Genomic DNA, 26,577 nt, shown 5'->3' on the forward strand with positions numbered 1-26,577 from the left:
GAAAAACGGTGCCCACTTCACCTATTTCCTCTCCTGCACTTTCCTGATGAACGAGGGGGCGAAGAAGGCCTATCAGGCGCCGCACCAGAAACGCGGAAAATCCAACGTGGGCTTCGCCCAGAGCGACGACGAGATCCGCGAGCGCCTCGGCAATATCTGGCATGCCCATCTCGAAGGACACGACATATCGAGCCATGCCTGTGGCCATTTCGACGGCCGCCTCTGGAGCGAGGCCGACTGGTCGGCCGAATACGCCACCTTCCACGCGACGCTTGAGAATGCCTGGAAGAGCGTCGGCCTCCAGGCGCCTGCCGGCTGGCAGGATCTGGTTGATCACGGCATCAAGGGCTTTCGCGCCCCCTATCTCTCGGCAACTGCGGGCGCCGACATGATCGCCGCCGAAAAGAAGGCGGGCTTCAGCTATGACGCGAGCCTCGTCACCAAAGGCCCTGCCATGCCTGTCGAAGAAGACGGCATCATCCGCTTCGGCCTGCCGCTGATCCCCGAAGGCCCGAGCGAAAAGCCGATCATCGGCATGGACTACAATCTCTTCGTCCGCCATTCCAAGGGTGAGGAGGATACGGCCGATTCCACGGAATTCGAGGACCGCGCCTATGCCGCCTTCAAGGAGGCTTTCGACAAGCAATATGCCGGCGCCCGCATCCCGCTCCAGCTCGGCTTCCACTTCGTCGAAATGAACGGCGGCGCCTACTGGCGGGCGCTAGACCGACTTGTCAGCGACGTCTGCCACCGAACGGATGTGGCCTGCGTCAGCTATTCGGAAGCGATCCCGATGATCGAGGCCCGCGGCAGATTGCAGACGTCAGGTCTTTGATGGCGGCTATGAGCGCTGTCGAGCCTGCAAGGTGTCTCTAAGTTCCCTTGAACGAGACAACGTGCCGGGCCGCCGCCCTCATTTACCTATCGGCATCTTCTCCCCGCTGGGGAGAAGAGATTCGTTGCGACGCTGCGCCCCCCTTCTACCCAGCGAGGAGGAGGAGGCGCCCCAAACGCCAATCTTCCGATCGCTCGCAGAATACCCCGCCCATCAACCGTCGGCGTGCACAACGCCCGTCTCGCGCTCTAGGTAGCGCTGGTCGATTTCAGGCAGCGGTTCGTCGTCGATTGCCGCCTCGAAGGCCTTGAGGCGTTTGTGAATCGAGAGCAGTTCAATGATCGTCGTCCAGGAATTGACGAGATACTGGAACGAGTTGCTGACCTGTCCGAAGGCGGTCGAGATCTGCTGGAAGATACCGTAAGTGATAGTGCCCGCCACGATCGTCGGCACCAGCATGAAGACCACGAAGAGCGCGTCGGCCTGGATATAGAAATAACGGGCAACATTGAAATACATGTAGTGGAAATACATGCGGTAATAGTTACGGCGAACGTTGCCGAAGAGCTCCCTGACTGTCAGCGGCTCAGCCCGTTCCCCATGGTCCTCGCCATAGACGAGCTCCTTGCGATACGCCGCCTCGACGCGCTGGTTGCGGAAGTTCAGCCCCGGCAGCTTGACGCCGGCGACCGCCAGCAGAAGCGTGCCGAACGCCGACCAGAACAGCGCCAGCCAGAAGAGCGAATTCGCCACCGGCCCGATGAACGGCAGTTCGGTCACGTAATGCGACAGCGCCAGAAGGATCGGAAGGAATACCACGAGCGTCATCACCGAGTTGATGAGGCTGATGCCAAGACCTTCGAGCGTGCTCGAAAAGCGCATCGTATCTTCCTGAACGCGCTGGGAGGCACCTTCGATATGACGAAGCTTTTCCCACTTCGACATATAGAAGTTGTTCATCGCCGTTCGCCAGCGGAAGATGTAATGGCTGGTGAAGAAGTCGGTCATGATCGATACGAACATGCTGAGGAATGCGATCTGGCAGAAGACCCACATCAGGGTGTAGAAATTGTCGACGGAAATGCCTGGCTGCTTCGACAATGCGTTCTGCAGAAGGTCACCAAACGGCCGGCGCCAGTTATTGATCACAACGCTGATCTGGACGCCGAAGTAGGTCACGAAGATGATCAGCGCCGAACCCCAGATCGACCAAATCTTCCAGGGGTGGTTCAGCGCTTTCAGATGCCACGCGGCGCAGAAGATCGCAGCCGACAGCAGAAAATAGCCGTAGAACCAGACATTTTCGGGCAGCAGGAAGAACGAGAGGTCAATCGGCTGCTGTTCTTCTGCAACCGGCGCGTAGCCGAGCGATACACCGAGGCTGGCGGCGAAGAGATACCAGCCGGCAATGGAAATCAGGGTCCAAACGACGAGCGAAGTAAAGAACGCCTTTGGCTGCGGAAAAAAGGAATGAAACACGGGAGGCTTTGCTTTCCTGAACTGTGAGTCTCGGGAGTGTCGTCGAACACTGATTGTGCCGGAAACTAAGGCAGTTCGAAGGAAGCAGCAATGGGTTCGGCCGATTGTTACGGAGATGTAACCGGTTAGGCGATTTTCTTGATCACCGGCATCACCAGCGCTGCGCAGGCGACGAGTGCTATGGCTGCGATCACTGTCGGGACGGTGAAGCTGCCTGCGCGCTGGGCGATCCAGCCGGCGACGACAGGCCCGACGATCTGGCCGACGCCGAAGGCGGCCGTCATCATCGCCAGGATCCGCCGCGGACTGTCGGGCGAAAGCTTGCGGCCGATCTGCAGTCCGTAAGCGGTGATCGCCAGGAACGTCGCCCCGAACAGCGCCCCCCCGATCAGCGGTGCGACGGAAGGCGGTAGCGCCACCGTCGCAAGCACCCCGGCGGCCTCGACCAGAAGGGCTGCGACATAGACCCCGCCAAGCCCGAGCGGCCTGACCAGAGGCTTCCAGGCAAACAGCGCTACCGCCGATGTCAGGCCGGCGATGAACCAGCAGAGGAATTCGACGAGGGGTCCGGTTGCAGAAAGGCGCGCGATGGTGACCAGGAAGGTTGCGGTGATGACGTAGCCGAAGCCGAACAGGCCGTAGGACAGCGTCAGCAGCACCATCGGCCGGTTCCAGACCAGCGCCGGCTCCTTGCCCGCCTGCGCCGATTGCGCCGGCGCCGACGGCAATAGCAGGAAGACGACGACGAGGCTTGCCGCGCAGTAGAGCGCCCCACCGATCCAGTCGACGCGCCAACCGCCCGGCCCGTCGTGAAAGCCAAGTCCGATCAACAGCACCATGACCGAAGAAAGCGCAATACCTGCCCCCGGCCCGCCGAAATGCGCCGCCTGCACATGGTCGTTGCCGGCGGCAGCCCCGTGGCTGAGCACGATCGACGAGGTGAAGACCATCGCAAAGGCGCTGGCGATACCGGCCAGGAAGCGAATGATGGCAAAGACGGCGACGGAATCGGTGGTGGCCATGGCGGCAAGCAGGATTGCGGTTGCCAGCAGCGACAGCAGCGCCACCAGCCGCTCCCGTCCGGCCGCCCAGCCATAGGCGGCAAGCACGGCACCGACGAGATAACCGACAAAATTCGCCGATGCGATGAAGCCGGCATCTGCCGCCGAAAGCGGCACACCGCTGATCATACCGGGCAGGATCGGCGTGTAGGAGAAGCGCCCGAAGCCCATGGCAGCAGCCATGGCAACGGCGCCGGCAGCGGCGGTGGAGACGAGGTTCGGTGGGGAGTTTCGGGTGCGGGCGAGCATGCCCGTGTTTATCGCGCTGCAGCATCTGTGGCACAATCAAGTAATTCTGATCGATCGATCAATTTCCCGAAACGTCGGAAAATTTCACCCCCTCTTGAAAACAATTATCTTACGATATATGTTTTACGACATAGTCAACGATACATCTAACGATGAAAGGAAGGCCCATGAGAGGTTTCAAAGGCGGCATGTTCGGCGGAGATTTCCGCATGGGCCGCAAATTTGCGGCTGGCGATCTCCAGCTCGTCATCCTGGCCCTGCTCGCTGAGCAGCCGCGCCACGGCTATGAATTGATAAAGTTGCTCGAGGAGCGGTCCGGCGGCTTCTACGTGCCGAGCCCCGGCGTCATCTATCCCGCCCTCACCTATCTCGAGGAAACCGGCCTTGCCGAGGTCGAGGTCGAGGGCGCGAAGAAGCTCTACCGTATCACCGAGGCCGGCCGCGGCCGCGTCGAGGAAAACCGCGCCATGATCCTGCATACGTTCGCCAAGCTGGAACGCATCGGCGAGAAGATGGCCCATGTGAAGCGTGTCTTCGAAACCGACCGTCACGGCGCCGACGAAGGCGATGACGGTGATTTCATGCAGGACGGCGGCGATATCCGCGCCGCCCGCATGCTGCTGCGCTCGGCCATGCGGATGCGCTATCCCTGGTCGAAACCCGAAGCCGCCCGCATCGCCGGCATCCTCGAACGCGCCGCCACCGAAATCCTGCAAGGCGGCAGGCCGGGAACGCGGGGCTGAGACGAAGACTGTACGGCGGGATTTGAGACGAAGTCAGCTCCCGCCATCTTCATTGTCCAGCGCCGGTCTTACGCCCGCTCATCCGGCAAGGTCAGAATCACCGGCCCGTTGCGCGTCGCCACCACCGTGTGTTCGTATTGCACGGTCGGCGCCTTCGGATCGGCATAGAGCGTCCAGGCATCGTCGCCGCCTTCAGCCCATGTCGCGCCGAGTGAGAGAAACGGCTCGACGGTGAAGACGAGACCTTCCGTCATCATCCGTTTTTCCGAAGGGTCCGGCCAGGTCGAGAGCTCGGCCGGCTCCTCATGCAGGGAGCGGCCGACGCCGTGGCTCGCCAGATTGGCGACCAGCGTATAGCGGTTCTTCTGCGCGAAGGCGCCGACGGCTGTGCCGATCTTCGCCAGCGGTTCGCCCGATTTCACTTGGTTGAGACCGACCCAGAGCGCCCGCTTACCGTCGCGGCAAAGCCGCTCGATCTTCGGTTTGACCGGCGGCATCGCGAAGGAGGCGCCTGTATCCGCAAAGAAACCATCCTTTTCCGCCGAGACGTCAATGTTGATGAGGTCGCCGGCGCGGATGACGCGCGGGCCGGGAATACCGTGGGCGATTTCCTCGTTGATACTGATGCAGGTGGCACCGGGAAACTGGTAGCAGAACTCCGGCGCCGAGCGCGCGCCCGAATCCTCGAGCACCTTGCGGCCGATCTGGTCGAGTTCCAGCGTCGTCATGCCGGGCTCCATCGCCGCCGCCATCACCTGGATGGCGTTGGCGCAGATGCGGCCGATCTCCTTGAGCTTTACCAGTTCGTCGTCGTTTGCGATAACCATTCGTCTGTTCCGACCTTGCGCAGGACGGCCGTGGCCGCCCTAGAGCGCCGCGCGTTCGACAGGACGCGCTATCACTTTGAAGTGGCGCACAATCCCTTCCGAAAATCGATTCCGATTTTCGGGGGTATGCGCTAATCAAGCTGTGGCTTTCGCTTCTTCGCCGCTGTCAGTCAATGCCTTTCTGACGATCGGCGCGACTTTCGTGCCGTAAAGCTCGATGCCGCGCATGATCTCGGCATGCGGCATTAGACCGATCGCCATCTGCAGCAGAAAGCGGTCGTTCTTGAAAAGCGCGTGATGGGCGATGATCTTTTCGGCGACCACCTCGGGATCTCCGACGAAGAGCGCACCGTTCGGCCCGCGCGACATGTCGAAATGCGCCCGGTTCGTCGGCCCCCAGCCGCGCTCGCGGCCGATGCGGTTCATCACCTCGGCCTGCGGCCCGTAGAACTGGTCGGCGGCGGCCTCCGTCGTGTCGGCGATGAAGCCGTGGACGTTGATGCTGGTCTTCAGCTTCGCCTGATCCTGCCCTGCCCGGCGCGCGGCCTCGCGGTAGAGATCAAAGAGCGGCGCGAAACGGCGCGGCTCGCCGCCGATGATCGCCAGTGCCACCGGCAGGCCGAGGGCGCCGGCGCGCGCCACCGACTGCGGCGTACCGCCGACCGCAACCCACAACGGCAACGGATCCTGCAGCGGTCGCGGATAAACGCCGCGCCCGTTGATAGGCGCGCGAAGCTCGCCCTTCCACTCCACAACCTCGCTGTCGCGCAGCGCCAGCAGCAGATCGAGCTTCTCCTCGAAAAGTTGGTCGTAATCTTCGAGATTATAGCCGAACAGCGGAAAGGACTCGATAAAGGAACCACGCCCCGCCATGATTTCGGCGCGGCCGTTGGAGATCAGATCGAGCGTCGAAAACTGCTGGAAGACACGCACCGGATCATCGGACGAGAGCACGGTGACCGCACTGGTCAGCCGGATATTCCTGGTCTTGACGGCAGCCGCCGCCAGCACGACTGCCGGAGCAGACGCCGCATAGTCCGGCCGGTGATGTTCGCCGAGCCCGAAGACGTCGAGCCCCACCTGATCGGCAAGCTCGATTTCCTCGATAAGATGCTTCAGCCGCTCGGCCCCTTCCACGCCCTTGCTGCGGGAGGGGTTGGGATTGACGTCGGCGAATGTATAAAGCCCCAGTTCCATTGTCGGCATCCTGTTGAATTCTCGGCTGAGATAAGGATGCCGGGGATAGAGCGCAAATACAAATTCTGGAACGGAATGTTCGAGAATCTCGATAGGCGGCATGATGTCTCTGACGATCCGGAAGATCGATCGAAGACCAATTCGAATCTGAATTCAACGGCTTCGCAGCACCGGCGGAATCATCTTTCGAACCGCCTCAAACCTTGCTTGAAGCGTCAGGACGACGCGGTCTCGCGGCGCCGCTCACATCTTCGCCAGCAGCTCCGCCAGTTGGTCCGCAGCCTTGCCCCACCCTTCGTGGAAACCCATCTTCTCGTGTGCTTCCTTGTCCTCCGCGCGCCAATGCAGCGCCTTGGCCGTATATTTCGTGCGACCGTTGCCGAGATCTTCGAGCAGGATGACGCCCGTGAAGAAAGGTTTCTCGGAAGGCACCCAGGCGCTGGTATAGGCATCGGTGAAGACGATCTTCTCGTTCTCGACGATTTCGAGATAGACGCCACGGTTCGGGTATTGATTGCCCTCGGGGTCATGCATGACGACGACGCTGGAACCGCCGGGGCGGACGTCGAGCGTTGCTTCCGCCACACCCCAGGGACGCGGCACGAACCACTGCTTCAGCAAGGCGGGATCGGTCCATGCCTTGTAAATCTTCTCGCGCGGCGCGTCGAATTCGCGAACGAGGACGAGTTCATGTTGCGTGCTGGCGGTCATGTCGACATCTCTCCATTTGAATGAAACCTGTTTCCTGTCAGGTTGTTACAAGGACGTGTCGCAATTCGCCGTTCCGACAACGCGCCGGCTTTTTCGCATTTTATTTTGCGATCGGCTGCGTGGCCTCTTCCTGCATCTTGTCGATCTGCCGGCGGATATGCGCTGCCTCGGCCGCCGAATGGGCGAGCGCAATGGCGCGGTCGAAGGCTTCTCGTGCCTGGCTGGTCAAGCCAAGCTGCTTCAGCAGCCCGCCCCGCAAGCCGTGATAGTAGAAATAGCCGCCGAGTTTTTCGCCAAGCGGATCGATGAGGTCGAGCGCATCCTGCGCACCCTGGAGCTTGGAGACGACGACGGCCCGGTTCAGCGTTATGACAGGCGACGGCTGGAGACGCTCCAGCGCGCGATAGAGCAGATCGATCTCCACCCAGTCTGTATCCTCGGCACGATTGGCGCGGGAATGAACAGCGGCGATGGCTGCCTGAATTTGATAAGGAGCGGGCTGACGATGGCGCAGCGCCTTGTCGAGCAGCGCCAAGGCCTCGTTGATGAAGGGTCGGTTCCAGAGCAACCGGTCCTGATCTTCGAGCAGCACGATCTCGTCTCCGGCGTTGAAGCGTGCCGGCCGGCGCGATATCTGCAGGAGCATGAGCGCAAGCAGCCCCATCAGTTCAGGTTCCGACGGGAAGATATGCAGCATCAACCGAGCTAGCCGGATCGCTTCGTCACTGAAGGCAGCCGCCTCATGCCTGGGATCGGCCTGGCTGTAGCCCTCGTTGAAGATCAGGTAGATCATTGTGCTGGCGATCGAGAGCCGCTCGGCCCTCTCCTGCGGGCTCGGCGTTTCGAAAGGCACACCTGCCTTGGCGACGCGCGCCTTGGCCCGGGTGATGCGCTGTTCCATGGCGCTCTCGGAAACCAGGAAGGCACGCGCGATCTGCGGCACCGAAAGGCCGGAGACGATGCGCAGCGCCAGCGCGATCTGTTGGGTCGCGGGCAGATCGGGATGGCAGCAGATGAACAGCAGCCGCAGAATATCGTCGCGATAATTGGAATCGTCCAGCCGCTCGACGATGTCGCTTTCGGCATCCTCGGTATCGGAGATGACGTTCTCATCCGGCAGAGCCTGGATCTTCGCCCGCTTGCGCACCGCATCGATGCCGCTGTTGCGGCCGACGAAGATGAGCCAGGCTGTGGGATCGCGCGGCGGCCCTTTCTCCGGCCATGTCCGGATCGCCCTCAGACACGCCTCCTGAAACGCCTCTTCCGCGGTATCGAGATTGCGGAAATAGCGCAGCAGCGCGCCGAGCGCCTTCGGGCGAGCCGATGCAAGCGCGAGGTCGATCCAGGCAATGTCTGTCATGATGAAGCATCTCCGGGCCTGAAGACGTAGAAAGGCCGAATTTCGTAAGAGGTGGAACCTGGATTGACGGCCGATAGCTGCTTCGAGAAGACGATCGCCTCGTCGAGCGTTTCGAAGTCGACCACATAGAAGCCGAGAAGCGCCTCTTTCGTTTCCGCAAAAGGCCCGTCGATGACCAAGGGCTCGTCCCTGCCCTTGCGCACCGTGGTCGCAGCCGTGGTCGGCATCAGCCGACCGACAGGGCCGAGCCTGCCGGATGCGGCAAGCGGCTCCTGCACGGCGTAGAGTTTCTCCATGACGGCAGCTTCTTCCTCCTTGGACCAGGCGAAGACGGTTTCCTCATGGGCGTAACAAAGGATTGCATAAAGCATCGCTCACTCCTCTTTTTGAATGACGAAGGAGTAACCGCTTACCCGACAGGCCGCATCAAAAAATTATTGACCGGAAATTCGTGATCTTCCGAAGAACGGCGACGCCGTGGCTGAAGAAATGGCCGGGCGTCTGCCGGGACGAGCGGAGCCATAGTACGGCGCTGATCACCCCTTAGCCCTCGCTCAAGGTCCGCTTGACCGCATTCTTCCAACCCTTGAGCTTTGCCGCCCGCACCTTCTCGTCCATCTCAGGCTCAAACCGCCGATCCCGTTTCCACGTCGCCGAAAAATCGTCCCGGTCCGGCCACACCCCTGCCCGGCTGCCGGCGAGCCAGGCGGCCCCCAACGCCGTCGTCTCCAGGATCACCGGGCGATCGACCGGCGCATCGAGCAGGTCGGCAAGGCGCTGCATCGTCCAGTTAGAGGCCACCATGCCGCCGTCGACGCGCAGCACCGTGTCCTCGGTGCCATTCTTCCAGTCCTTCTGCATGGCGTCGAGCAGGTCACGGGTCTGATAGCAGACGGCTTCCAGTGCCGCCCGGGAGAGTTCCGCCGGACCGCTGTTGCGCGTCAGCCCGAAGATCGCGCCCCGCGCCTTGGCGTCCCAATGCGGCGCGCCGAGCCCGGTGAAGGCGGGAACGAGATAGACCTCCTGGGTCGGATCGGCCTTTTCAGCAAGCGCGTTGGTCTCGGCAGCACTGCCGATGATTCCGAGTCCGTCGCGCAGCCACTGCACGGCTGCACCCGCGATGAAGATCGAGCCCTCCAGCGCATAGGTCGTCTCGCCGTTCAGGCGATAGGCGATAGTGGTCAGCAGCCGATTTTTGGAACGCACCATGTCAGCGCCGGTGTTGAGCAACGCGAAACAGCCGGTGCCGTAGGTCGATTTCATCATGCCCGGCGCAAAACACGCCTGGCCAATGGTTGCCGCCTGCTGGTCGCCGGCCACGCCGAGGATCGGGATAGCAGCACCGAAAATATCAGGATCGACCGTGCCGAAATCGGCGGCGCAATCCTTCACTTCAGGCAGCATGGCGGCCGGCACTCTCAGAATATCGAGCAGATCCTCGTCCCAAGCGTTTTCGGCAATGTTGTACATCAGCGTGCGCGAGGCATTGGTGGCATCGGTGACGAAGCTTTTGCCGCCTGTCAGCCGCCAGATCAGGAAGGTGTCGATCGTGCCGAAGCAGAGATCGCCTCTGGCAGCACGCGCCCGCGCGCCCTTCACGTTGGCGAGCATCCAGGAAAGTTTGGTACCGGAAAAATAAGGATCGAGGATGAGGCCGGTCTTCTTCGTGAACAGCCGCTCCAGATCCTGCCGTTTCAGATTGTCGCAATAGCTTGCCGTGCGCCGGTCCTGCCAGACGATGGCATTCTGGATCGGCCGGCTCGTCCCGCGCTCCCAGACGACGACGGTCTCGCGCTGATTGGTGATGCCGAGTGCGGCAAGATCCCTAGCCTCGATCCCGGCATCGCGCAGCGCCATGTGGACAGTGGAGACGACCGAATCCCATATCTCCTCGGGATCGTGCTCGACCCAGCCGGAGCGCGGATAGATCTGGGTGAATTCCTTCTGGCCCTTGCCGGCGACATGCATGTCGCCATCGAAGACGATCGCCCGCGTCGACGTCGTTCCCTGATCGATCGCCAGAACATATCCGCTCATGAAATCTCTCCCTTAACATGTCGATTATCGTGACAAATCAATAGGACACGGATGCGGGCGAGAAAAGCGAATAAAGCGGAATTGCCAGCCCGCCGGCTTTGGGCATAACCTCGCAGCTAACGCTGCAACGCCGCATCGTGATTTCAGGGAGAACAGCATGAGCAGAACAGTCGTCGTCACCGGTTCCACCAGCGGCATCGGCCTTGCGATCGCCACTGCCTTCGCCGAAACGGGCGACAACGTCGTTATCAACGGCTTTGGAAAAGCTGACGAAATCAAGGCGATCGCCGAACGGCTTGAATCATTGTCCAAAGGCCGGGCGCTCTATCATCCGGCCGACATGACAAAGCCGGCGGAGATCGCCGACCTGATCGAAACGGCAGCGAAAACCTTCGGCGGCGTCGATGTCCTGGTCAACAATGCCGGCATCCAGCACGTCGAGAAGATCGAGAATTTCCCGATCGAGAAATGGGATCAGATCATCGCGATCAATCTGTCGAGTTCCTTTCATACCATGCGTGCCGCGATCCCGCTGATGAAGGCTAAGAAGTACGGCCGCATCATCAACATCGCCTCGGCCCACGGGCTCGTCGCCTCCCCCTTCAAATCCGCCTATGTCGCGGCAAAACATGGTATATTAGGCCTGACGAAGACGGCGGCTCTGGAGCTTGCCGAATTCGGCGTGACCGTGAACGCCATCTGCCCCGGCTACGTGCTGACACCGCTCGTCGAGAAACAGATACCGGACACCGCCAAGGCGCGCGGCATGACCGAGGAGCAGGTGAAGAGCGAGGTCATCCTCAAGGCGCAGCCGACGCATGAATTCGTCAAGGCCGAGGAAATAGGCGCACTGTCGCTCTACCTCGCCAGCGATGCCGCCCGGCAGGTGACCGGAACGCACATCTCGATTGACGGTGGCTGGACGGCGGCTTAACCATTTGGAAAAACAACAACAGGAACATCATGAACGACAGTATCCGCTTCATCCTGAATGGCGAGGACATCACGCTCACCGATGTCGGGCCAACCGAGACGCTTCTCGATTTTCTGCGGTTGAAGCGGCGGCTGACGGGCACCAAGGAAGGATGCGCGGAAGGCGATTGCGGCGCCTGCACCGTGCTCGTCGGCCGGCTGGCCGATGGCAAACTCACCTATGAATCGGTCAATGCCTGTATCCGTTTCATGGGCTCCTTACACGCTACGCATGTGGTGACGGTGGAGCATCTGGCCGGCAGGGACGGCGCGCTGCATCCAGTGCAGCAGGCACTGGTCGATTGCCACGGCTCGCAATGCGGCTTCTGTACCCCGGGCTTCGTCATGTCGCTTTACGGTCTCTGGCTCGCCAAGGAAAAGCCCAGCCGCCAGGAAATCGAAAAGGCACTGCAAGGCAATCTCTGTCGCTGCACGGGCTACGAGCCGATCGTCAAGGCCGCCGAGCAGGTGAGCATGATGCGGCCGAGCACGCTCTTCGATCCGCTGCAGCGGACACGTTCGGAAATCGTTGCCCGGCTCTGGGCAATGCAGGCGAGCGGCACCATCAGCATTACGAATGGCGAAGACCGACTGATCGTACCGGCTTCCATGGAGGCGCTGGCAGGAATCCTTTCGCAGGAACCCGACGCGACCATCGTCGCCGGCGCGACCGATGTCGGCCTCTGGGTGACGAAGCAGATGCGCAGGCTGAGCCCAGTGGTCTTCATCAGCCACCTCAGCGAATTGCAGTCGGTTAGAGAAGGTGAGGACGGCGTCACCATCGGCGCCGGCGTCAGCTACACCAGGGCCTTCGAGGCGATCTCCAAGAAAATCCCGGCGCTCGGGCGGCTGATCGATCGCATCGGCGGCGAGCAGGTGCGCAACATGGGCACGATCGGCGGCAACATCGCCAATGGCTCGCCGATCGGCGACAGCCCGCCGCCGCTGATAGCGCTCGGCGCGACACTGACGCTGCGCTCCGTAAACGGCACGCGCACGCTGCCGCTCGAGGATTTCTTCATCGCCTATGGCAAGCAGGACCGGAAACCTGGCGAATTCGTCGAAAGCGTCTTCGTGCCCTATCTCAAGGGAACCAGCCGCTTTGCCGCCTACAAGATCACCAAGCGGCGCGACGAGGACATCACCGCCGTGCTCGGCGCTTTCCTGTTGACGCTTGACGAGGCCGAGATGATCACCGACATCCGCATTGCCTTCGGCGGCATGGCGGCGACGCCGAAACGCGCCAGCACAGTGGAAGCCGAGCTGATCGGCAAACCGTGGACGGAAGCGACGATCGAGGCGGCCCGCCCCGCATTCGACGTCGATTACCAGCCGCTGACCGACTGGCGCGCCACGGCGGAATACCGTCAGCTGACGACGAAGAACCTGCTGACGCGGTTCTATCTTGAGACCGTCGGCGCGCCGGCGGAGCTGAAGCGGTTCGAGGAGGTGGCGTGATGGAAGGATTAATCTTCAGCCTGATCTCCAAGACCTGGTCGCAAGCTTCGATGGGAACGGTCGCGGTCGCCTCCCCTCCCTCATTCCTGTCCTTGTCACAGGAATCCAGCGCGCCCAAGTCCTTGGGCGCGAGAGACCTTTCCTTAGCATCATATGAGTCGTTCACCGCGCAGACGCGCGGTGGCTGGATTCCTGTGACAGGCACAGGAATGAGGGAGTGCGGAGTAACCGCATCCCATCACTCCCTTCGCGGAGGACATCGCTGATGGACAAATCCACCTTCGAAGACCGCAAGGCCATCATCGCGGGCCCGATGCGCGGCTCGCTGCGGCATGATTCAGCGCATAAGCATGTCACCGGAACCGCCGATTATATCGACGATATTCCGGAACCCACAGGTCTGTTGCATGGCGCCCTCGGCCTCTCCGACCGGGCGCATGCCGAAATCCTCAGCATCGACCTTTCTGCGGTCGCCGCGCATCCCGGCGTCGTCTGGGTCTTCACCGGCAAGGATGTGCCCGGCGTCAACGACGTCAGCTCCAACGGCAGCCATGACGAGCCGCTGCTGGCCGAAACTTTAGTTCAGTTCCATGGCCAGCCGATCTTTGCCGTCATCGCCGAGACGCGTGATGCCGCCCGCCGTGCCGCACTGCTGGCAAAGATCGACTATCGCGACCTGCCGCATTGGACTGACATTGACGGCGCGCTCGCCAATGGCGGCCCGCTCGTCATCACTCCGATGACGCTACGGCGCGGCGAGCCGGACACGGAAATGACGAATGCCGCCATGCGTCTGAAAGGTCAGATGCGCATCGGCGGACAGGAGCATTTCTACCTCGAAGGCCATATTGCCGTGGCCATCCCCGGCGAAGACGACGAGGTCACCGTCTGGTCCTCGACGCAGCATCCAAGCGAGATCCAGCACATCGTCGGCCATGTGCTCGATATTCCTTCCAACGCCGTGACCGTCAACGTGCGCCGCATGGGCGGCGGCTTCGGCGGCAAGGAAACGCAGGGCAATCAGTTCGCGGCACTTGCGGCGATCGCCGCCAAGAAGCTCGGCCGCGCGATCAAATTCCGTCCGGACCGCGACGAGGATATGAGCGCCACCGGCAAGCGCCATGATTTCCTCGTCGATTATGAGCTCGGCTTCGACGCCGAAGGCCGTATCCACGCGGTCGACGCCACCTATGCGGCACGCTGCGGCTTCTCCTCCGACCTCTCGGGACCGGTGACCGACCGTGCCCTCTTCCATGCCGATTCCAGCTATTTCTATCCGCATGTGCACCTGACTTCGAAGCCACTGAAGACGCACACCGTCTCCAACACCGCCTTCCGTGGCTTCGGCGGGCCGCAGGGCATGCTCGGCGCCGAACGTTTTATCGAGGAGATTGCCTATGCCCTCGGCAAGGATCCGCTCGATGTCCGCAAGCTGAATTTCTACGGGCAGCCGGGCTCCGGGCGCACACTCACCCCCTACCACCAGGAGGTCGAGGACAATATCATCGCCCGCGTCGTCGAGGAGCTGGAGGAAACGGCTGAATACCAGGCACGGCGCAACGCCATCATCGCCTTCAACCGCGACAGCCGCTATATCAGAAAGGGCATCGCGCTGACGCCGGTGAAATTCGGCATCTCCTTCACCATGACCGCCTTCAACCAGGCCGGCGCCCTCGTCCACATCTACCAGGACGGCTCGATCCACCTGAATCATGGCGGCACGGAAATGGGTCAGGGCCTCTACACCAAGGTGGCGCAGGTGCTGGCCGACAGCTTCCAGGTCGATATCGACAGGGTGAAGATCACCGCGACGACGACGGCCAAGGTGCCGAACACCTCGGCCACCGCCGCCTCCTCCGGCTCGGACTTGAACGGCATGGCCGCCTATGACGCCGCCCGCCAGATCAAGGAACGGCTGGTGGCCTTCGCCGCCGAGAAATGGGATGTTGGGGCTACCGACGTCGTCTTCCTGCCGAACCGCGTGCGCGTCGGCGAGATCGAGATCCCCTTCCCCGATTTCATCAAGCAAGCCTATTTCGCTCGCGTCCAGCTTTCCGCCGCTGGCTTCTACAAGACGCCGAAAATCCACTGGGACCGCAAGGCCGGGCGTGGCACGCCCTTCTATTATTTCGCCTATGGCGCCTCCTGCACCGAGGTGTCGATCGATACGCTGACAGGAGAATATCTGATCGACCGCACCGACATCCTCCACGATGTCGGCCGCTCGCTGAACCCGGCGATCGACATGGGCCAGGTCGAAGGCGCCTTCGTGCAGTGCCTGGGTTGGCTGACGACGGAAGAGCTCTGGTGGGACGACAAGGGTCAGCTGCGCACGCATGCGCCTTCCACCTACAAGATCCCGCTCGCTTCCGACCGTCCGAAGATCTTCAACGTGCGCCTTGCCGAATGGTCCGAGAACGCCGAAGCCACCATCGGCCGCTCCAAGGCCGTCGGCGAACCACCCTTCATGTTGGCGATCTCGGTGCTGGAAGCCTTGTCGATGGCGGTGGCAAGTGTGGCCAACTACAAGGTCTGCCCGAGGCTCGACGCGCCGGCGACGCCGGAGCGGGTGCTGATGGCGGTCGAGCGGATGAAACGAGTGTAGAGATGGGAACGCGTCCGGCTGATTTGTTGCACCTGATGGTTGGTCGGGGCGGGCAGAGAGGCAGGAACGGCTCACCCACGCGCCCATCGGCCATCCACAGATGACCGACATCCACCCCTTCCTCGCCGCCCACCCAGACTGCATCCTCGTCGATATCACCGGCACGCAAGGCTCGACCCCACGCGAGGCCGGTACCTTCATGCTGGTATCGCAAACCGCATTGTGGGGCACGATCGGCGGAGGGCAGTTCGAGTTCATGGCGATCGCGAATGCGCGGGACATGCTCGCGGGAACTGGCGGGATGGCGCAGATGGATATCCCGCTCGGGCCTGACATCGGTCAGTGCTGCGGTGGGCGCACGCAGCTGCGGTTTCGCCGGGTGACGCAGGCGGTTGCCGAAGAAATCGAGGCCAGGCTAACCAGTGAGGTCGAGCGTCTGCCGGAGGTTTATCTCTTCGGTGCCGGCCATGTCGGCCGGGCGCTGGCCACAGCCCTTGCGCCGCTGCCGCTGTCGGTGACGGTCGTCGAGACGCGGCGGGAGGAACTCGCCAACCTGCCTTCCAAGACGAAGACGCGGCTCATGCCGATGCCGGAAGCACTGGTGAAGGATATTCCGGCCGGCGGCGCGGTCGTCATCCTGACGCACGATCACGCACTGGATTTCCTCATCGCCCGCGAAGCGCTGGAAAGACCGGATCTCGCCTATGCCGGCATGATCGGCTCGGCGACCAAGCGCGCCACCTTCGCAAGCTGGCTTTCCCGTGAAGGCGGCGGAGAGCGCGGCTGGATGGAGCGGCTGACGCTGCCGATCGGCGGCGCGGCGGTCAGGGACAAGCGCCCTGAGGTGATCGCCGCCATGACCGCCGCCGAGATCCTGACGGCGCTTGGCGCCTACCGCATGCGCTCGTCTTCGTAGTAGGGATCGCGTCCGTCGAGGAAACCGAGATCGCGTTTGACGCGATCGGGCGCAGCACTGAGATCGAGCCGGGGCAGACGGCAGAAACGATCAGCGCCGCTTGCCAGCCAGCCGGCAAGACGCCGGAAAATCTGGATTCTCTGCTGCGGCCGGCCCTCTTCGATAACATGGCAGTCCATGACATCACCTCGATAGATTGATGGTATGAGTTGCAGTTTGCCGCCAAAAATGCTGCAATTCCAATCGAACGACCGTCTGCCTGCATCAAGAGAACTTATCCATGAAACTGTCGAAACAATTCCCGCTGAATGCGCTGCGCGTCTTCGAGGCCGCTGCCCGGCTTGGAAGTTTTACCAAGGCAGGCAATGAACTCGGCATGACCCAGACGGCCGTCAGCTATCAGATCAAACTGCTGGAGGAGAATGTCGGCGAGCCGCTTTTCCTGCGCCGTCCCCGCCAGATCGCGCTGACAGAGACCGGCGAGAGGCTGGCGCCGAAGGTGACTGAAGCCTTTGCCATGCTGCACGACGCGATGGCGACGGCGCGCGACAGCGTCGAAGGCACGCTCGCCATCAGTTCGACCCATACCTTCGCCTCGAAATGGCTGGCGCCGCGCCTCGGCTCCTTCCACTTGAAGCATCCGGCAATCGCGGTGCGCTTTCAGGCGAGCTCGGATATCATCGATTTCGCCCGCGAGCAGATCGATGTCGGCATCCGCTGGGGCGACGGCAACTGGCCGGGGCTGACGCTGCACCGGCTGATGGGCCTGGAGTTCACGCCGATGCTGAGCCCGAAGCTGGCGGAGACGGCAGGCGGCATCCGGGAGCCGCGCGATCTCCTGAAGTTCGATCTCTTCGACGCCGGTGACATCTGGTGGAAACAATGGTTCGAGGCTGCCGGCGTGACGGAGACGGATCTCGACCGGCGCCCGCGCAACCAGCTCGGCTCTCAGGCGGTGGAAGCCGACGCGGCGATCGCCGGCCATGGCGTCGCCATCCTTCATCCTGCCTTCTATGAGGCCGAGATCGCCCTCGGCCGGCTCTATCAGCCCTTCGAACTGACCCGCAGCGACGGCAAGGCCTACTGGCTCGTCTACCCTGAAAACCGTCGCAACGTGCCCAAGATCAAGGCTTTCCGCAACTGGATCCTTGAGGAGATGAAGGCAGCCGGAAATTAGATCGTCTCACACGGGACTCGATGAGCCGAGTCCGGTCCTGTGGTCTCGCCTTCAATATCCCATTTCCGGTGCATAGAAACAGCGTGGCGTATCCTCGTTCGGGAACAGACAGAGATGATAGTCGTTGTCACCGGATTGCATCGCCTTCGTCATCGGCAGCAGGAAGACATGAGCATGCGTGACCAGCCGGTGGTCGCCCGGCAGCAGCGTCACGCGATATCCGCCTGGCGTCACAGCCACGCTTTTCGAAGGGATCATCTGGCAATCGCCACTATGACTGTCGCCGTTGCAACAATAGGGGTCATAACTCCACCCCGAAGGTGCGTCGTGAGCCGTCGCCAACGACGCATACGCAATCATCACACACGTCAGAATGCTGCGCATGGGCATCTTCTCCGTCGATGAATGCGCCGCCGATGATCTAACGGTTCTTATTTTACTCCGGCGGCCTGCAAAATAACTGTAATCGAGTCGTCGCAGTTCAAGATCTGCTGAATTAGCAGATTCAGTATAATGCACAGCCTTCTCGGCAGCTTTTAGGCACGCGACAGCAGATCAGCGATGCGACCGCGATCGGCAACTTCGGCAAAACCGCCGGAAATCATCAGCGGAGCGCCGAAGATCTCGACGAGCCCATTGCCGAGAATGACACCTTCGCCATCCCGACACGCGAGAATGGGTGTTGCCGTCGTCTCGCTGTAGCGTAGTAGCGCCGAGATATAGCCGGGATCGTCGTTCAGATGCGGGAAGAATTCGAAAGGCAGGAGATCAAGAGCCGCACCATCCTGCACCGCATCAGGCGAACCGCCGGAAAAGAGCGCGTCGACGGCGATTGTCGGCGTCATCAAAATCGCCCCGGCGCTGGTTCCGACAAGAATGCCGTCACCCAGTGCCCATGCACTCAACTTGTCCAGCATGTCGCTTTGCCGCAGCCTTCTCAAAAAATCGCCGGTGTGGCCGCCGGAAAGATGGATGGCGTTACAGGAAAACAGCCGGCTGATTTCCTCATCATTGGAAAGCGCGTCGAGATCGACGAAGGGATTGAGAAAAAGCCCGTACCTCATATAGTAACGCCGTTTCTCATCGAAAAACGCCCGCTGAGGGTCAGGACCGGACGTGATATAGCCGACGCGGTTCCCTCGCGAGAGGATAAGCGCCGCCAACCGCCGGTCCATCGGCGCGTTTTCGGCGATGACTTGATCGCTGTAGAGCGCGGTGATCATTCCATTGCTCCTTTAGCCGCGCCGGTCGTTGCGCGTGTGCAGTTCTTCAATCTCCTCTTCCCTCCCCGCCAAAATTTCCGCAATGTCACGAGTCGGAGGAAGATAGGGGAACTCGATGTATGAATATGCCATAGCATGGGAATGGCTCGCCTTCGCGGCACGCTGGTTCCATGTCATTACCGCGATCGCCTGGATCGGATCGTCCTTTTATTTTATCGCCCTCGATCTCGGACTGGTGAAACGCCCGCATCTGCCGCCCGGTGCCTATGGCGAGGAATGGCAGGTTCATGGCGGCGGCTTCTACCATATCCAGAAATATCTGGTGGCGCCCGCCCAGATGCCGGAGCACCTGACCTGGTTCAAATACGAGAGCTATTTCACCTGGATTTCCGGCTTCCTGATGCTGTGCATCGTCTATTACGGCGGCACCGACCTCTTCCTGATCGACCGGCACGTGCTCGATATCAGCCCGCCCGTCGCGATCCTGATCTCGCTGGCGTCGCTTGCCCTCGGCTGGATCGTCTACGACCTGCTCTGCAAATCTCCGCTTGGGCGGAATACCTGGGGGCTGATGGCGGTGCTCTATGTCGTGCTCGTCTTCATGGCCTGGGGCTATACGCAGCTTTTCACCGGCCGCGCCGCATTCCTGCATCTCGGCGCCTTCACCGCGACAATCATGTCGGCCAACGTCTTCATGATCATCATTCCGAACCAGAAGATCGTCGTCGCCGACCTCATCGCCGGACGGGTTCCCGATCCCAAATATGGGCAGGTCGCCAAGCAGCGTTCGCTACACAATAACTACCTGACGCTGCCCGTCATCTTCTTCATGCTGTCGAACCATTATCCGCTCTCCTTCGGTACGCAGTTCAACTGGGTGATCGCCGCACTGGTCTTCCTAATGGGCGTCACCATCCGCCACTGGTTCAACACCACGCATGCCAGGAAGGGCCGGCCGACCTGGACCTGGATCGTCACCGTCATTCTCTTCATCCTGATCATGTGGCTTTCGACCGTGCCGAAGCTGCTGACGGGCGAAAGGGATGCGGCGGCGGTCGCGCCCGCCTTCCAGCAATTCGCCGGCGATCCGCATTTCCCCGCCGTCAAGCAACTGGTCTCGACGCGCTGTTCCATGTGCCATGCGGCCGAACCGGTCTATGAGGGTATCGTGCGGCCGCCGAAGGGCGTGATGCTCGAAAACGACGCGGAAATCGCCGCCCATGCCCGCGAGATCTATATACAGGCGGGCCGCAGCCATGCCATGCCGCCCGGCAACATCACCGACATCACGCCGGACGAACGCAAGCTGCTGGTCGCCTGGTTCGAGAGCGCAGTCGAAAGCAAGAAACAATGACGACGACACTCCTGCGCGGCCGCCTGCTTTCCTTCCATCGTGCACCGCTGAGCCTCGCCGACAGCCAAAGCTATCTTTACGAAGAGGACGGCGGCCTGCTGGTCGAAGATGGGCTGATCACGGCAATCGGCGCCTATGCCGACGTCAAGGCAAAAGCAGCCGCGGATACGGCTGAGATCGATCACCGCCCGCATCTGATCATGCCTGGCTTCATCGACATGCACCTGCATTTTCCGCAGATGCAGGTGATTGCCTCCTACGCCGCCAATCTGCTCGAATGGCTGAACACCTATACCTTTCCCGAGGAATGCCGTTTCGTCGAAAGTGCGCATGCCGAAAGGATCGCCACGCATTTCTACGACGAGTTGATCCGCCACGGCACGACGACGGCGGTCGCCTATTGCTCCGTGCACAAGACCTCGGCCGACGCCTTCTTCGCCGAGGCGATGCGGCGCAACATGCGCATGGTCGGCGGGAAGGTGATGATGGACCGCAATGCCCCGCAGGGCCTGCTCGACACGCCCGAGATGGGCTATGACGAGACCCGCCAGGTGATATCGGACTGGCACGGCACGGGCCGCAACCACGTCGCCATCACCCCGCGCTTCGCCATCACCTCGACACCGGCGCAGATGGAAGCGACATCAGCCCTTGCCCGCGAATTCCCCGACCTGCACATCCAGACGCATCTTTCCGAAAACCACGACGAGATCAAATTCACCTGCGAACTCTATCCCGACGCGCTCGACTATACCGACATCTACGCCCACTACGGCCTGCTCGGGCCGAAAAGCCTCTTCGGCCACGCCATACACCTGTCCGAGCGTGAGGCGGATGCGATGAGCGAGGCCGGCGCCGTCGCCGTGCATTGCCCGACCTCCAACCTCTTCCTCGGCTCCGGCCTGTTTCCGATGAAGGCGCTGGCGCGGCGTGAAAAACCGGTCCGTATCGGCGTGGCGACCGATATCGGCGGCGGTTCCAGCTATTCGATGCTGCGGACGATGGACGAAGCCTACAAGATCCAGCAGTTGCTCGGCGAACGGCTGAACCCGCTGGAAAGCTATTATCTGATGACGCGTGGCAATGCCGAGGCCCTGTCGCTGGCGGACCGGATCGGCACGCTGGAACCCGGCACCGAGGCCGATCTCGTCGTTCTCGATGCAACGGCAACACCCGCCATGGCGCTGAAGATGGAAGTGGTGAAGACGCTGCCCGAGGAACTCTTCCTGCTGCAGACGATGGGTGACGACCGGGCGATCGCCGAGACCTATGTGGCCGGTGTTGCGTTGAAGGCGGGGCTTCGATGACACGCCCTTTTACTCTCGAATTTGCACCGTGAAAGCAGCCCGGCACGGCCAATTTCCCATAACGCTCCCGCCAAATTCATGTTATGGCCGATGGCCGCATTCAGATGTGAAGGTTCAATTCATGGCCGACCCGCTCACCATCGCCGACCTGAAAAAGCTCGCCCGGCGCCGTGTGCCGAAGATGTTTTTCGACTATGCGGATTCGGGTGCCTGGACGGAATCGACCTACGCGGCGAACGAGAGCGATTTCAGCCAGATCAAGCTGCGCCAGCGGGTGATGGTCGATATGACCAACCGCACGCTGGCAACGACGATGATCGGCCAGAAAGTGTCGATGCCGGTGGCCTTGGCGCCGACCGGCCTGACCGGCATGCAGCATGCCGACGGCGAGATGCTGGCGGCACGCGCCGCCGAGGAGTTCGGCGTTCCCTTCACCCTCTCGACGATGAGCATCTGCTCGATCGAGGACGTCGCTTCGGTGACGACGCGCCCTTTCTGGTTCCAACTCTACGTGATGAGGGACAAGGATTTCGTCCTCAACCTCATCAACCGCGCCAAGGCCGCCAAATGCTCGGCGCTGGTGCTGACCGCCGATCTCCAGATCCTCGGCCAGCGGCATAAAGACCTGCGCAACGGCCTGTCGGCGCCGCCGAAATTCACCCCGAAACATGTCTGGCAGATGGCGACCCGGCCCTTCTGGTGCCTCGATATGCTGCAGACCAAGCGCCGCAGCTTCGGCAATATCGTCGGCCATGCGAAAAATGTCACCAATATCGCCTCGCTCTCCGCATGGACACACGAGCAGTTCGACCCGCGGCTATCCTGGGCCGATGTCGCCTGGATCAAAGAACAATGGGGCGGCCCGCTGATCATCAAGGGCATACTCGATCCGGAGGATGCGAAGGCGGCCGTCGACACCGGCGCCGATGCGATCGTCGTCTCCAATCACGGAGGCCGCCAGCTTGACGGCGCCCCCTCCTCGATCAGCATGCTGCCGAAGATCGTCGACGCCGTCGGCGACCGCATCGAGGTCCATCTCGACGGCGGCATCCGCTCCGGCCAGGACGTGCTGAAGGCCGTGGCGCTCGGTGCCAAGGGCACTTATATCGGCCGCCCCTTCCTTTACGGTCTCGGCGCCATGGGCAAGGAAGGCGTGTCGCTGGCGCTCGGCATCATCCGCAAGGAGATGGACATCACCATGGCGCTCTGCGGCAAGCGCGACATTAACGATGTGAATTCGTCGATCATCGCCGGACGGCAGTAAACCTGCCGGAGAAGCCAGCTTAGAAGAGGCGCGAGCCAGCCATCATGCAATCGACCGCATGCGATTCAGCATAGCGGCAGGCCGTCGCTTGCATCGAACAGAAGGATCGCGAAAATCACCAGACAGATGGCGAGGGCAAAACGCTGCCGCCAGACGATGCGGCGCGACCCGGCAATCCGCCTCTCCAAGCCAAGCGGCGCCCCGCCAGGCTTGCGAAGCTGCATTCGGGACAACAGGTCGTCGACGGCGGCAAGGCCGGCGGCCTCTGTCTCGTGGCTCGACGCAAGGCGAAACAGCAGCGCATCGAAGAGGAGATGAACCGCCAGCGCAAGGACCATCACGCAGAAAACGAGCATCAAGAGCCAGCCGAGCAATGGAACGAAGCCGCGATATCCCACAGCGATCGGGCCGGCAATCAGTGGCAGCGGCGCTGCCAGCCCGCAGCATATCGAATTGCGGCCGAGACTTCGCGCAGCCGCCGAGGCCGTGACATTCCACTGCGTCATTGCAAGCCCTCCGTCACGGCATGGAGGCTTTCCGCGGGCAGATGAACACGCCACCCTGTCCGTTCGACCCGCCGCACGGCTTCGGCTGGATCTTCGCAACGTCGGCTGATGAGCAGCCAATGCACGATGACGCAGGCACTCCGCTGGAAGCCGAGTGCACAGCAGACGAGGACCGGCCCTTGGTGGCGCGCAGTCTCGATGAGGTTCGCCGCGGCGAGCGTCTGGATCTTGTCGAGGGCTGCAAGATCAAGTGTGGGAAAGCTGCACCAGCGCGCGCGCGTCCCGCCCGGGCGCTGAAGTTCGCCGGTCATGTCGATCACCGTGGCAAAACGGTCGGCCTCGTGGCGACGCGGAAAACGACCGAGATGGACGCCGTCGGCGATCACCACCGATGCCGGCATTCTCCGGGTCCAGAGCCGAATGTTGATGAGAGCGCCGAGCCGATAAGGTGCCAGCAGCCAGCGGCTGGTAAGCGTGGCCCGGCCATCGACGCGTTTCTGGAATATTTGCGGGCCGGCGCCGAAATATCCGAGCGCGACGATCGCCAGCGCAACAGCCGGCCAGAGCAACAGAAGGGCTGCGGCCGAGAGAGGCGTGCAGAGCGCTCCAAGACCGAGAAATACGACGGCGCCGCACAGATAATAGAAGCCGAGACGGCGCGACTTTGGATCGCCGCTCATCGTAAAATTCGCGAGAGGCGAACCGGCATCGCGCGGAAAAAGCCAGATGGCAAACAGACCGAGCAGCATGCCGGTCGGTATGTCGATGATGTGATGCTGCCACGTGGTCAGCACGGAGACACCGATCAGGAAGCACCAGAGGTGCCAGAGAAGCCGCACCTTCCGCGGCAGCCGGCCGCGCAGATGATCCCAGATCACCACCAGGAGTGCGATATGGAGCGACGGCGCTTGATTGAACGGCTTATCAAAGCCACCGAGGACGGCGAACATGAAGCCCGGCAGGCCACTCGTTGCCGGCCGCACGAAGGTCGCTTCGAGCGGAAACGCGATAAAGCAGGCGACGGCTATTATCTGGATCGTCAGATAACGCCTCGCCAGCCTATCCACATCGCGCGGCACCGTGTTGATGAACAGGCAGAGTGCATAGAACAGATTGATCGACCAATAGGGAATGATCGTCCATCCGAGGAACGGAATGGCGCTTTCCCATGCGAAGGCGACGTTCGGCACATGAGCGCGTTGCGATGCCAGCCAATTGGCGCCGCCATAGCTCAGATAGAAGGACGGCGCCAGGAAGGCGAGCCAGAGCGCTGCCCGCTTCGGGACCAGCGCTGTCTGGGAAAAAGTTGAACGTACCTTCTCCACGCTTTGCCCTCAGACTCTCTCGGCCAGCGAGACGGTGAAAATGCCCCACTGGTCGATCCGCTGCTCGATCTTGCGGAAACCGGCTGCGGCAACCAGCTGGTCCATTTCCTCTTGCGTCCGCCGCCGCATCACCCACGCCTCGCCGCCGCGGTGCGACGTCAGGGCGCGGGCGATCATCTCCAGTTGCGGATGCCATGGCTGGTTGGTGTAGACGAGCAGACCACCGGGCTGCATCGCGCGGGCGATCCCATTGAGCGAAGCGGCGATCAGCGCATTGTCGGAAAACAGCTCGTAAAGGCCGGAGACGATCGCGAGATCCGGAGCCGGCGTGATTGCAGCCAGCCCCTCGCGGTCAAAGGCATCCTGCTGGCGGAAGCTCACGAAATCACTCAGTCCGCGTGTGGCAATGCTCTTGCGGCCGGCGTCGACGTTGATGGAGGAATAGTCCTGCAACTGCGCGCTATCGGGACGCACGGCAGCCGTCTCGATCGCATCAAGGACATAACGGCCATGCCCGGCCGCTATATCGAGCATGTGGGTACTGCGGCCGGCGGCTTTCAGGCGCTGCAGCGCGCGGTCGATCAGCTCCTGCAGGTGCAGCTTGCGCTGCCTGATGCCGCGCCAGCCGATCGCCTCGAGGAACACCTTGTCGATCAAACGCCCGCCGGGACCAAGCCCGCGCGGCTTGTTCTCGTAGACGCAATCGAGCGTCGAGCCGGAATCAAAACCGGTCTTGACCCCGGTCCTTATGCCTTCGGAGACCAGGGCGCCGATCTTGATGTTGAGACGGCTGAGCGCCCAGTAGATGCCGCGTGGGGATGTGGCATCCAGCGGGCTCGCGAGCCGGTCGGCCTCGTCCTTGGTATAGCCCTGGATATGGGCGGTGCGAAGATCAGCAGGCGCCCGAGGCTCGGCGAAACGCGCGTCGATAAAACGGCGGACCTCGGCCAGGGCAATCGCGCGGTCCTTTTCGCCGAGCGTGTCATGGTAGAAGCCGGCAAGCACATGCCGTTCCTTGATGCGGCTGCCCAGGTTTTCGTAAAACCGGTGCTGCGGCGCGTGTCGAACCACCCAGTCGCTGCCGGAGATCAGCAATTGGGTCGGAACGGTGATGGCGCGGGCGTCACCGACGACGCGGGCTGCCGCCTCATAGAGCTGCAACAGGATGTTGGAGGCAATCGGCCGGGAGATCAATGGGTCGGATTCGTACGAGGCGATGCGCTCGGGATCATGCGTCAGGAACTTCGCCTTGACATAGGAATTGACGAAGAACGTTCCCTTGAGCTTTTCCCAGAGTGCAATGCCTTCTTTGGCAAAAGGCACGTAGAGCTTGACGCTGAAGGCTGGTGAGGCAAGCACCAGCGCACGGATCGGCGGCGCATAGTCGTGCACCCAGGTGGTGGCGAGGACCGCGCCGACACTCTGTGCAATGACGGCGATGTTTTCGACAGCCGTGCCGCTTGTCTCGCTCACATGGCGGACGAAGCAATCGAGATCACGCGCCGAGGCAGCAAAGGATGGCGAATAGCCGCGCTCTCCCGGTGAACGCCCTTGGCCGCGTGCATCCCAGGCGTAGAAGGAAAAATCATCGAGGCCGAGCTCGGTGGCGAGATGGGCGACGCGGCCGCTATGCTCGTGGCCGCGATGGAGAATAATGATTACGCCCTTCGGTGCAGCGCCCGTCGAAGGCCACGTCCGATAGAAGAGTCGAGTGCCATCATGCGACTCGAATTCGGATTCACGCATTGGTCTGGCCGTCGAGGACGGTTGCCCACTATCGGCAGTTTGCAGCACGGTCTTCTCCAATTCTGATGGGTGGATGGGTTGCAACCATTGACGGGAACAGTGATTTGTCTTCATTGCAAAAGTCTAGTCGCAAATGTAAGCCCTTTGCGAGAACCGATATGAAGTGTGGCCTTCCTCAAAATACGACGATCTGCACCGCCCGAGCCGGGATAGACTTTTCCGATG

The 26,577-nt window shown here is 61.7% G+C and carries 24 protein-coding genes; 10 read left to right on the forward strand and 14 right to left on the reverse strand.

Going from position 1 to position 26,577, the window contains the following annotated elements:
* Nucleotides 1–835: polysaccharide deacetylase family protein (locus tag AC1ECN_RS11080; RefSeq protein WP_477952983.1), on the forward strand; the 835-nt coding region annotated here is incomplete at its 5' end.
* A gap of 213 nt (nt 836–1,048) precedes the next feature.
* Here AC1ECN_RS11080 and sbmA read toward each other — a convergent pair.
* Together sbmA and AC1ECN_RS11090 are read right to left on the reverse strand one after the other, a co-directional pair.
* A complete protein-coding gene (sbmA, locus tag AC1ECN_RS11085; protein WP_024319483.1) occupies nt 1,049–2,314 on the reverse strand; it encodes a peptide antibiotic transporter SbmA in 1,266 nt (421 codons plus the stop codon).
* 125 nt (nt 2,315–2,439) lie between these two features.
* Nucleotides 2,440–3,624 (reverse strand): YbfB/YjiJ family MFS transporter, encoded by a 1,185-nt coding sequence (locus AC1ECN_RS11090; RefSeq protein WP_130662030.1) that lies wholly within the window; start codon nt 3,622–3,624, stop codon nt 2,440–2,442.
* A gap of 167 nt (nt 3,625–3,791) precedes the next feature.
* On the opposite strand from AC1ECN_RS11090, the gene AC1ECN_RS11095 reads away from it, so the two are divergent.
* On the forward strand, nt 3,792–4,367 hold the full coding sequence (locus AC1ECN_RS11095) for a PadR family transcriptional regulator (RefSeq protein ID WP_003541914.1): 576 nt from the start codon (nt 3,792–3,794) through the stop codon (nt 4,365–4,367).
* A gap of 68 nt (nt 4,368–4,435) precedes the next feature.
* Here the strand turns inward: AC1ECN_RS11095 and map are convergent, their stop codons facing one another.
* The 6 genes from map to glpK all read right to left on the reverse strand — a co-directional run bounded on the left by map (nt 4,436) and on the right by glpK (nt 10,499).
* Complete coding sequence (map, locus tag AC1ECN_RS11100; RefSeq protein ID WP_033180114.1) at nt 4,436–5,194, reverse strand: type I methionyl aminopeptidase; 759 nt, start codon at nt 5,192–5,194, stop codon at nt 4,436–4,438.
* A gap of 135 nt (nt 5,195–5,329) precedes the next feature.
* Nucleotides 5,330–6,391 carry an LLM class flavin-dependent oxidoreductase gene (locus tag AC1ECN_RS11105; RefSeq protein ID WP_130673548.1) on the reverse strand — a complete coding sequence of 354 codons (1,062 nt, stop codon included), beginning with the start codon at nt 6,389–6,391 and terminating at the stop codon, nt 5,330–5,332.
* Nucleotides 6,392–6,634: 243 nt separating this feature from the next.
* Entirely contained in the window at nt 6,635–7,102 is a 468-nt protein-coding gene (locus AC1ECN_RS11110) for an SRPBCC family protein (protein WP_018481532.1), read from the reverse strand.
* A 100-nt stretch (nt 7,103–7,202) separates the two neighbouring features.
* Nucleotides 7,203–8,462, reverse strand: coding sequence for an RNA polymerase sigma factor (locus AC1ECN_RS11115; protein WP_130672947.1), 1,260 nt, complete (start codon nt 8,460–8,462; stop codon nt 7,203–7,205).
* A complete protein-coding gene (locus tag AC1ECN_RS11120) occupies nt 8,459–8,833 on the reverse strand; it encodes a YciI family protein (RefSeq protein ID WP_018073880.1) in 375 nt (124 codons plus the stop codon). Before AC1ECN_RS11120 ends, AC1ECN_RS11115 begins: the two co-directional genes overlap by 4 nt.
* A 172-nt stretch (nt 8,834–9,005) precedes the next feature.
* Entirely contained in the window at nt 9,006–10,499 is a 1,494-nt protein-coding gene (gene glpK / locus AC1ECN_RS11125) for a glycerol kinase GlpK (RefSeq protein WP_130672948.1), read from the reverse strand.
* Nucleotides 10,500–10,656: 157 nt separating this feature from the next.
* On the opposite strand from glpK, the gene AC1ECN_RS11130 reads away from it, so the two are divergent.
* The 4 genes from AC1ECN_RS11130 (at nt 10,657) to xdhC (ending at nt 16,450) form a co-directional block, all read left to right on the forward strand.
* Nucleotides 10,657–11,433, forward strand: a complete 777-nt coding sequence (locus AC1ECN_RS11130) for a 3-hydroxybutyrate dehydrogenase (RefSeq protein ID WP_018481536.1) — start codon at nt 10,657–10,659, stop codon at nt 11,431–11,433.
* A gap of 29 nt (nt 11,434–11,462) precedes the next feature.
* Nucleotides 11,463–12,929 (forward strand): xanthine dehydrogenase small subunit, encoded by a 1,467-nt coding sequence (gene xdhA / locus AC1ECN_RS11135; protein ID WP_130672949.1) that lies wholly within the window; start codon nt 11,463–11,465, stop codon nt 12,927–12,929.
* Nucleotides 12,930–13,194: 265 nt separating this feature from the next.
* Entirely contained in the window at nt 13,195–15,534 is a 2,340-nt protein-coding gene (gene xdhB, locus AC1ECN_RS11140) for a xanthine dehydrogenase molybdopterin binding subunit (protein WP_130672950.1), read from the forward strand.
* 100 nt (nt 15,535–15,634) lie between these two features.
* Nucleotides 15,635–16,450, forward strand: coding sequence for a xanthine dehydrogenase accessory protein XdhC (gene xdhC, locus AC1ECN_RS11145; RefSeq protein ID WP_018073875.1), 816 nt, complete (start codon nt 15,635–15,637; stop codon nt 16,448–16,450).
* Here the strand turns inward: xdhC and AC1ECN_RS11150 are convergent.
* Nucleotides 16,426–16,629, reverse strand: coding sequence for a hypothetical protein (locus AC1ECN_RS11150; RefSeq protein WP_018073874.1), 204 nt, complete (start codon nt 16,627–16,629; stop codon nt 16,426–16,428). The two genes, xdhC and AC1ECN_RS11150, sit on opposite strands and share 25 nt — an antisense overlap.
* A gap of 101 nt (nt 16,630–16,730) precedes the next feature.
* Between AC1ECN_RS11150 and gcvA the strand changes: the two genes are divergently transcribed.
* On the forward strand, nt 16,731–17,627 hold the full coding sequence (gene gcvA, locus AC1ECN_RS11155) for a transcriptional regulator GcvA (RefSeq protein ID WP_018073873.1): 897 nt from the start codon (nt 16,731–16,733) through the stop codon (nt 17,625–17,627).
* A 51-nt stretch (nt 17,628–17,678) separates the two neighbouring features.
* On the opposite strand, the gene AC1ECN_RS11160 is transcribed toward gcvA, so the two are convergent.
* Together AC1ECN_RS11160 and AC1ECN_RS11165 are read right to left on the reverse strand one after the other, a co-directional pair.
* Nucleotides 17,679–18,011, reverse strand: a complete 333-nt coding sequence (locus AC1ECN_RS11160) for a hypothetical protein (RefSeq protein WP_018073872.1) — start codon at nt 18,009–18,011, stop codon at nt 17,679–17,681.
* A gap of 152 nt (nt 18,012–18,163) precedes the next feature.
* Entirely contained in the window at nt 18,164–18,850 is a 687-nt protein-coding gene (locus tag AC1ECN_RS11165) for a Type 1 glutamine amidotransferase-like domain-containing protein (RefSeq protein ID WP_024319473.1), read from the reverse strand.
* A 115-nt stretch (nt 18,851–18,965) separates the two neighbouring features.
* Here AC1ECN_RS11165 and puuD point away from each other — a divergent pair, with 115 nt between their 5' ends.
* The 3 genes from puuD (at nt 18,966) to AC1ECN_RS11180 (ending at nt 22,775) form a co-directional block, all read left to right on the forward strand.
* Nucleotides 18,966–20,204 (forward strand): urate hydroxylase PuuD, encoded by a 1,239-nt coding sequence (gene puuD / locus AC1ECN_RS11170; RefSeq protein WP_130672951.1) that lies wholly within the window; start codon nt 18,966–18,968, stop codon nt 20,202–20,204.
* Nucleotides 20,201–21,511 (forward strand): guanine deaminase, encoded by a 1,311-nt coding sequence (gene guaD / locus AC1ECN_RS11175; RefSeq protein WP_018073869.1) that lies wholly within the window; start codon nt 20,201–20,203, stop codon nt 21,509–21,511. The genes puuD and guaD overlap by 4 nt, the downstream gene beginning before the upstream one ends.
* Before the next feature lie 121 nt (nt 21,512–21,632).
* Nucleotides 21,633–22,775 (forward strand): alpha-hydroxy acid oxidase, encoded by a 1,143-nt coding sequence (locus tag AC1ECN_RS11180; RefSeq protein ID WP_018073868.1) that lies wholly within the window; start codon nt 21,633–21,635, stop codon nt 22,773–22,775.
* A gap of 65 nt (nt 22,776–22,840) precedes the next feature.
* On the opposite strand, the gene AC1ECN_RS11185 is transcribed toward AC1ECN_RS11180, so the two are convergent.
* From AC1ECN_RS11185 to AC1ECN_RS11195, 3 genes are read right to left on the reverse strand one after another with little or no spacing between them, the layout of a single operon-like run.
* Nucleotides 22,841–23,281 carry a hypothetical protein gene (locus AC1ECN_RS11185; protein WP_130672952.1) on the reverse strand — a complete coding sequence of 147 codons (441 nt, stop codon included), beginning with the start codon at nt 23,279–23,281 and terminating at the stop codon, nt 22,841–22,843.
* A complete protein-coding gene (locus AC1ECN_RS11190; RefSeq protein ID WP_130672953.1) occupies nt 23,278–24,606 on the reverse strand; it encodes a phosphatase PAP2/dual specificity phosphatase family protein in 1,329 nt (442 codons plus the stop codon). The genes AC1ECN_RS11185 and AC1ECN_RS11190 overlap by 4 nt, the downstream gene beginning before the upstream one ends.
* Before the next feature lie 9 nt (nt 24,607–24,615).
* Entirely contained in the window at nt 24,616–26,400 is a 1,785-nt protein-coding gene (locus tag AC1ECN_RS11195) for a bifunctional alpha/beta hydrolase/class I SAM-dependent methyltransferase (protein WP_130725884.1), read from the reverse strand.
* Nucleotides 26,401–26,577 lie beyond the last annotated feature (177 nt).

This window comes from Rhizobium sp. 01N447_2, from assembly GCF_056399245.1.

Coding starts and splice junctions, on each gene's coding strand:
- AC1ECN_RS11090 (WP_130662030.1), bottom strand. CDS start 3,624: ATGCTCGCCCGCACCCGAAACTCCCCACCGAACCTCGTCTCCACCGCC.
- AC1ECN_RS11110 (WP_018481532.1), bottom strand. CDS start 7,102: ATGACCGCCAGCACGCAACATGAACTCGTCCTCGTTCGCGAATTCGAC.
- xdhC (WP_018073875.1), top strand. CDS start 15,635: ATGACCGACATCCACCCCTTCCTCGCCGCCCACCCAGACTGCATCCTC.
- guaD (WP_018073869.1), top strand. CDS start 20,201: ATGACGACGACACTCCTGCGCGGCCGCCTGCTTTCCTTCCATCGTGCA.
- AC1ECN_RS11165 (WP_024319473.1), bottom strand. CDS start 18,850: ATGATCACCGCGCTCTACAGCGATCAAGTCATCGCCGAAAACGCGCCG.
- AC1ECN_RS11105 (WP_130673548.1), bottom strand. CDS start 6,391: ATGGAACTGGGGCTTTATACATTCGCCGACGTCAATCCCAACCCCTCC.
- glpK (WP_130672948.1), bottom strand. CDS start 10,499: ATGAGCGGATATGTTCTGGCGATCGATCAGGGAACGACGTCGACGCGG.
- AC1ECN_RS11120 (WP_018073880.1), bottom strand. CDS start 8,833: ATGCTTTATGCAATCCTTTGTTACGCCCATGAGGAAACCGTCTTCGCC.
- xdhB (WP_130672950.1), top strand. CDS start 13,195: ATGGACAAATCCACCTTCGAAGACCGCAAGGCCATCATCGCGGGCCCG.
- AC1ECN_RS11095 (WP_003541914.1), top strand. CDS start 3,792: ATGAGAGGTTTCAAAGGCGGCATGTTCGGCGGAGATTTCCGCATGGGC.
- xdhA (WP_130672949.1), top strand. CDS start 11,463: ATGAACGACAGTATCCGCTTCATCCTGAATGGCGAGGACATCACGCTC.
- AC1ECN_RS11115 (WP_130672947.1), bottom strand. CDS start 8,462: ATGACAGACATTGCCTGGATCGACCTCGCGCTTGCATCGGCTCGCCCG.
- map (WP_033180114.1), bottom strand. CDS start 5,194: ATGGTTATCGCAAACGACGACGAACTGGTAAAGCTCAAGGAGATCGGC.
- puuD (WP_130672951.1), top strand. CDS start 18,966: ATGTATGAATATGCCATAGCATGGGAATGGCTCGCCTTCGCGGCACGC.
- AC1ECN_RS11130 (WP_018481536.1), top strand. CDS start 10,657: ATGAGCAGAACAGTCGTCGTCACCGGTTCCACCAGCGGCATCGGCCTT.
- gcvA (WP_018073873.1), top strand. CDS start 16,731: ATGAAACTGTCGAAACAATTCCCGCTGAATGCGCTGCGCGTCTTCGAG.
- AC1ECN_RS11160 (WP_018073872.1), bottom strand. CDS start 18,011: ATGCGCAGCATTCTGACGTGTGTGATGATTGCGTATGCGTCGTTGGCG.
- AC1ECN_RS11180 (WP_018073868.1), top strand. CDS start 21,633: ATGGCCGACCCGCTCACCATCGCCGACCTGAAAAAGCTCGCCCGGCGC.
- AC1ECN_RS11185 (WP_130672952.1), bottom strand. CDS start 23,281: ATGACGCAGTGGAATGTCACGGCCTCGGCGGCTGCGCGAAGTCTCGGC.
- AC1ECN_RS11150 (WP_018073874.1), bottom strand. CDS start 16,629: ATGGACTGCCATGTTATCGAAGAGGGCCGGCCGCAGCAGAGAATCCAG.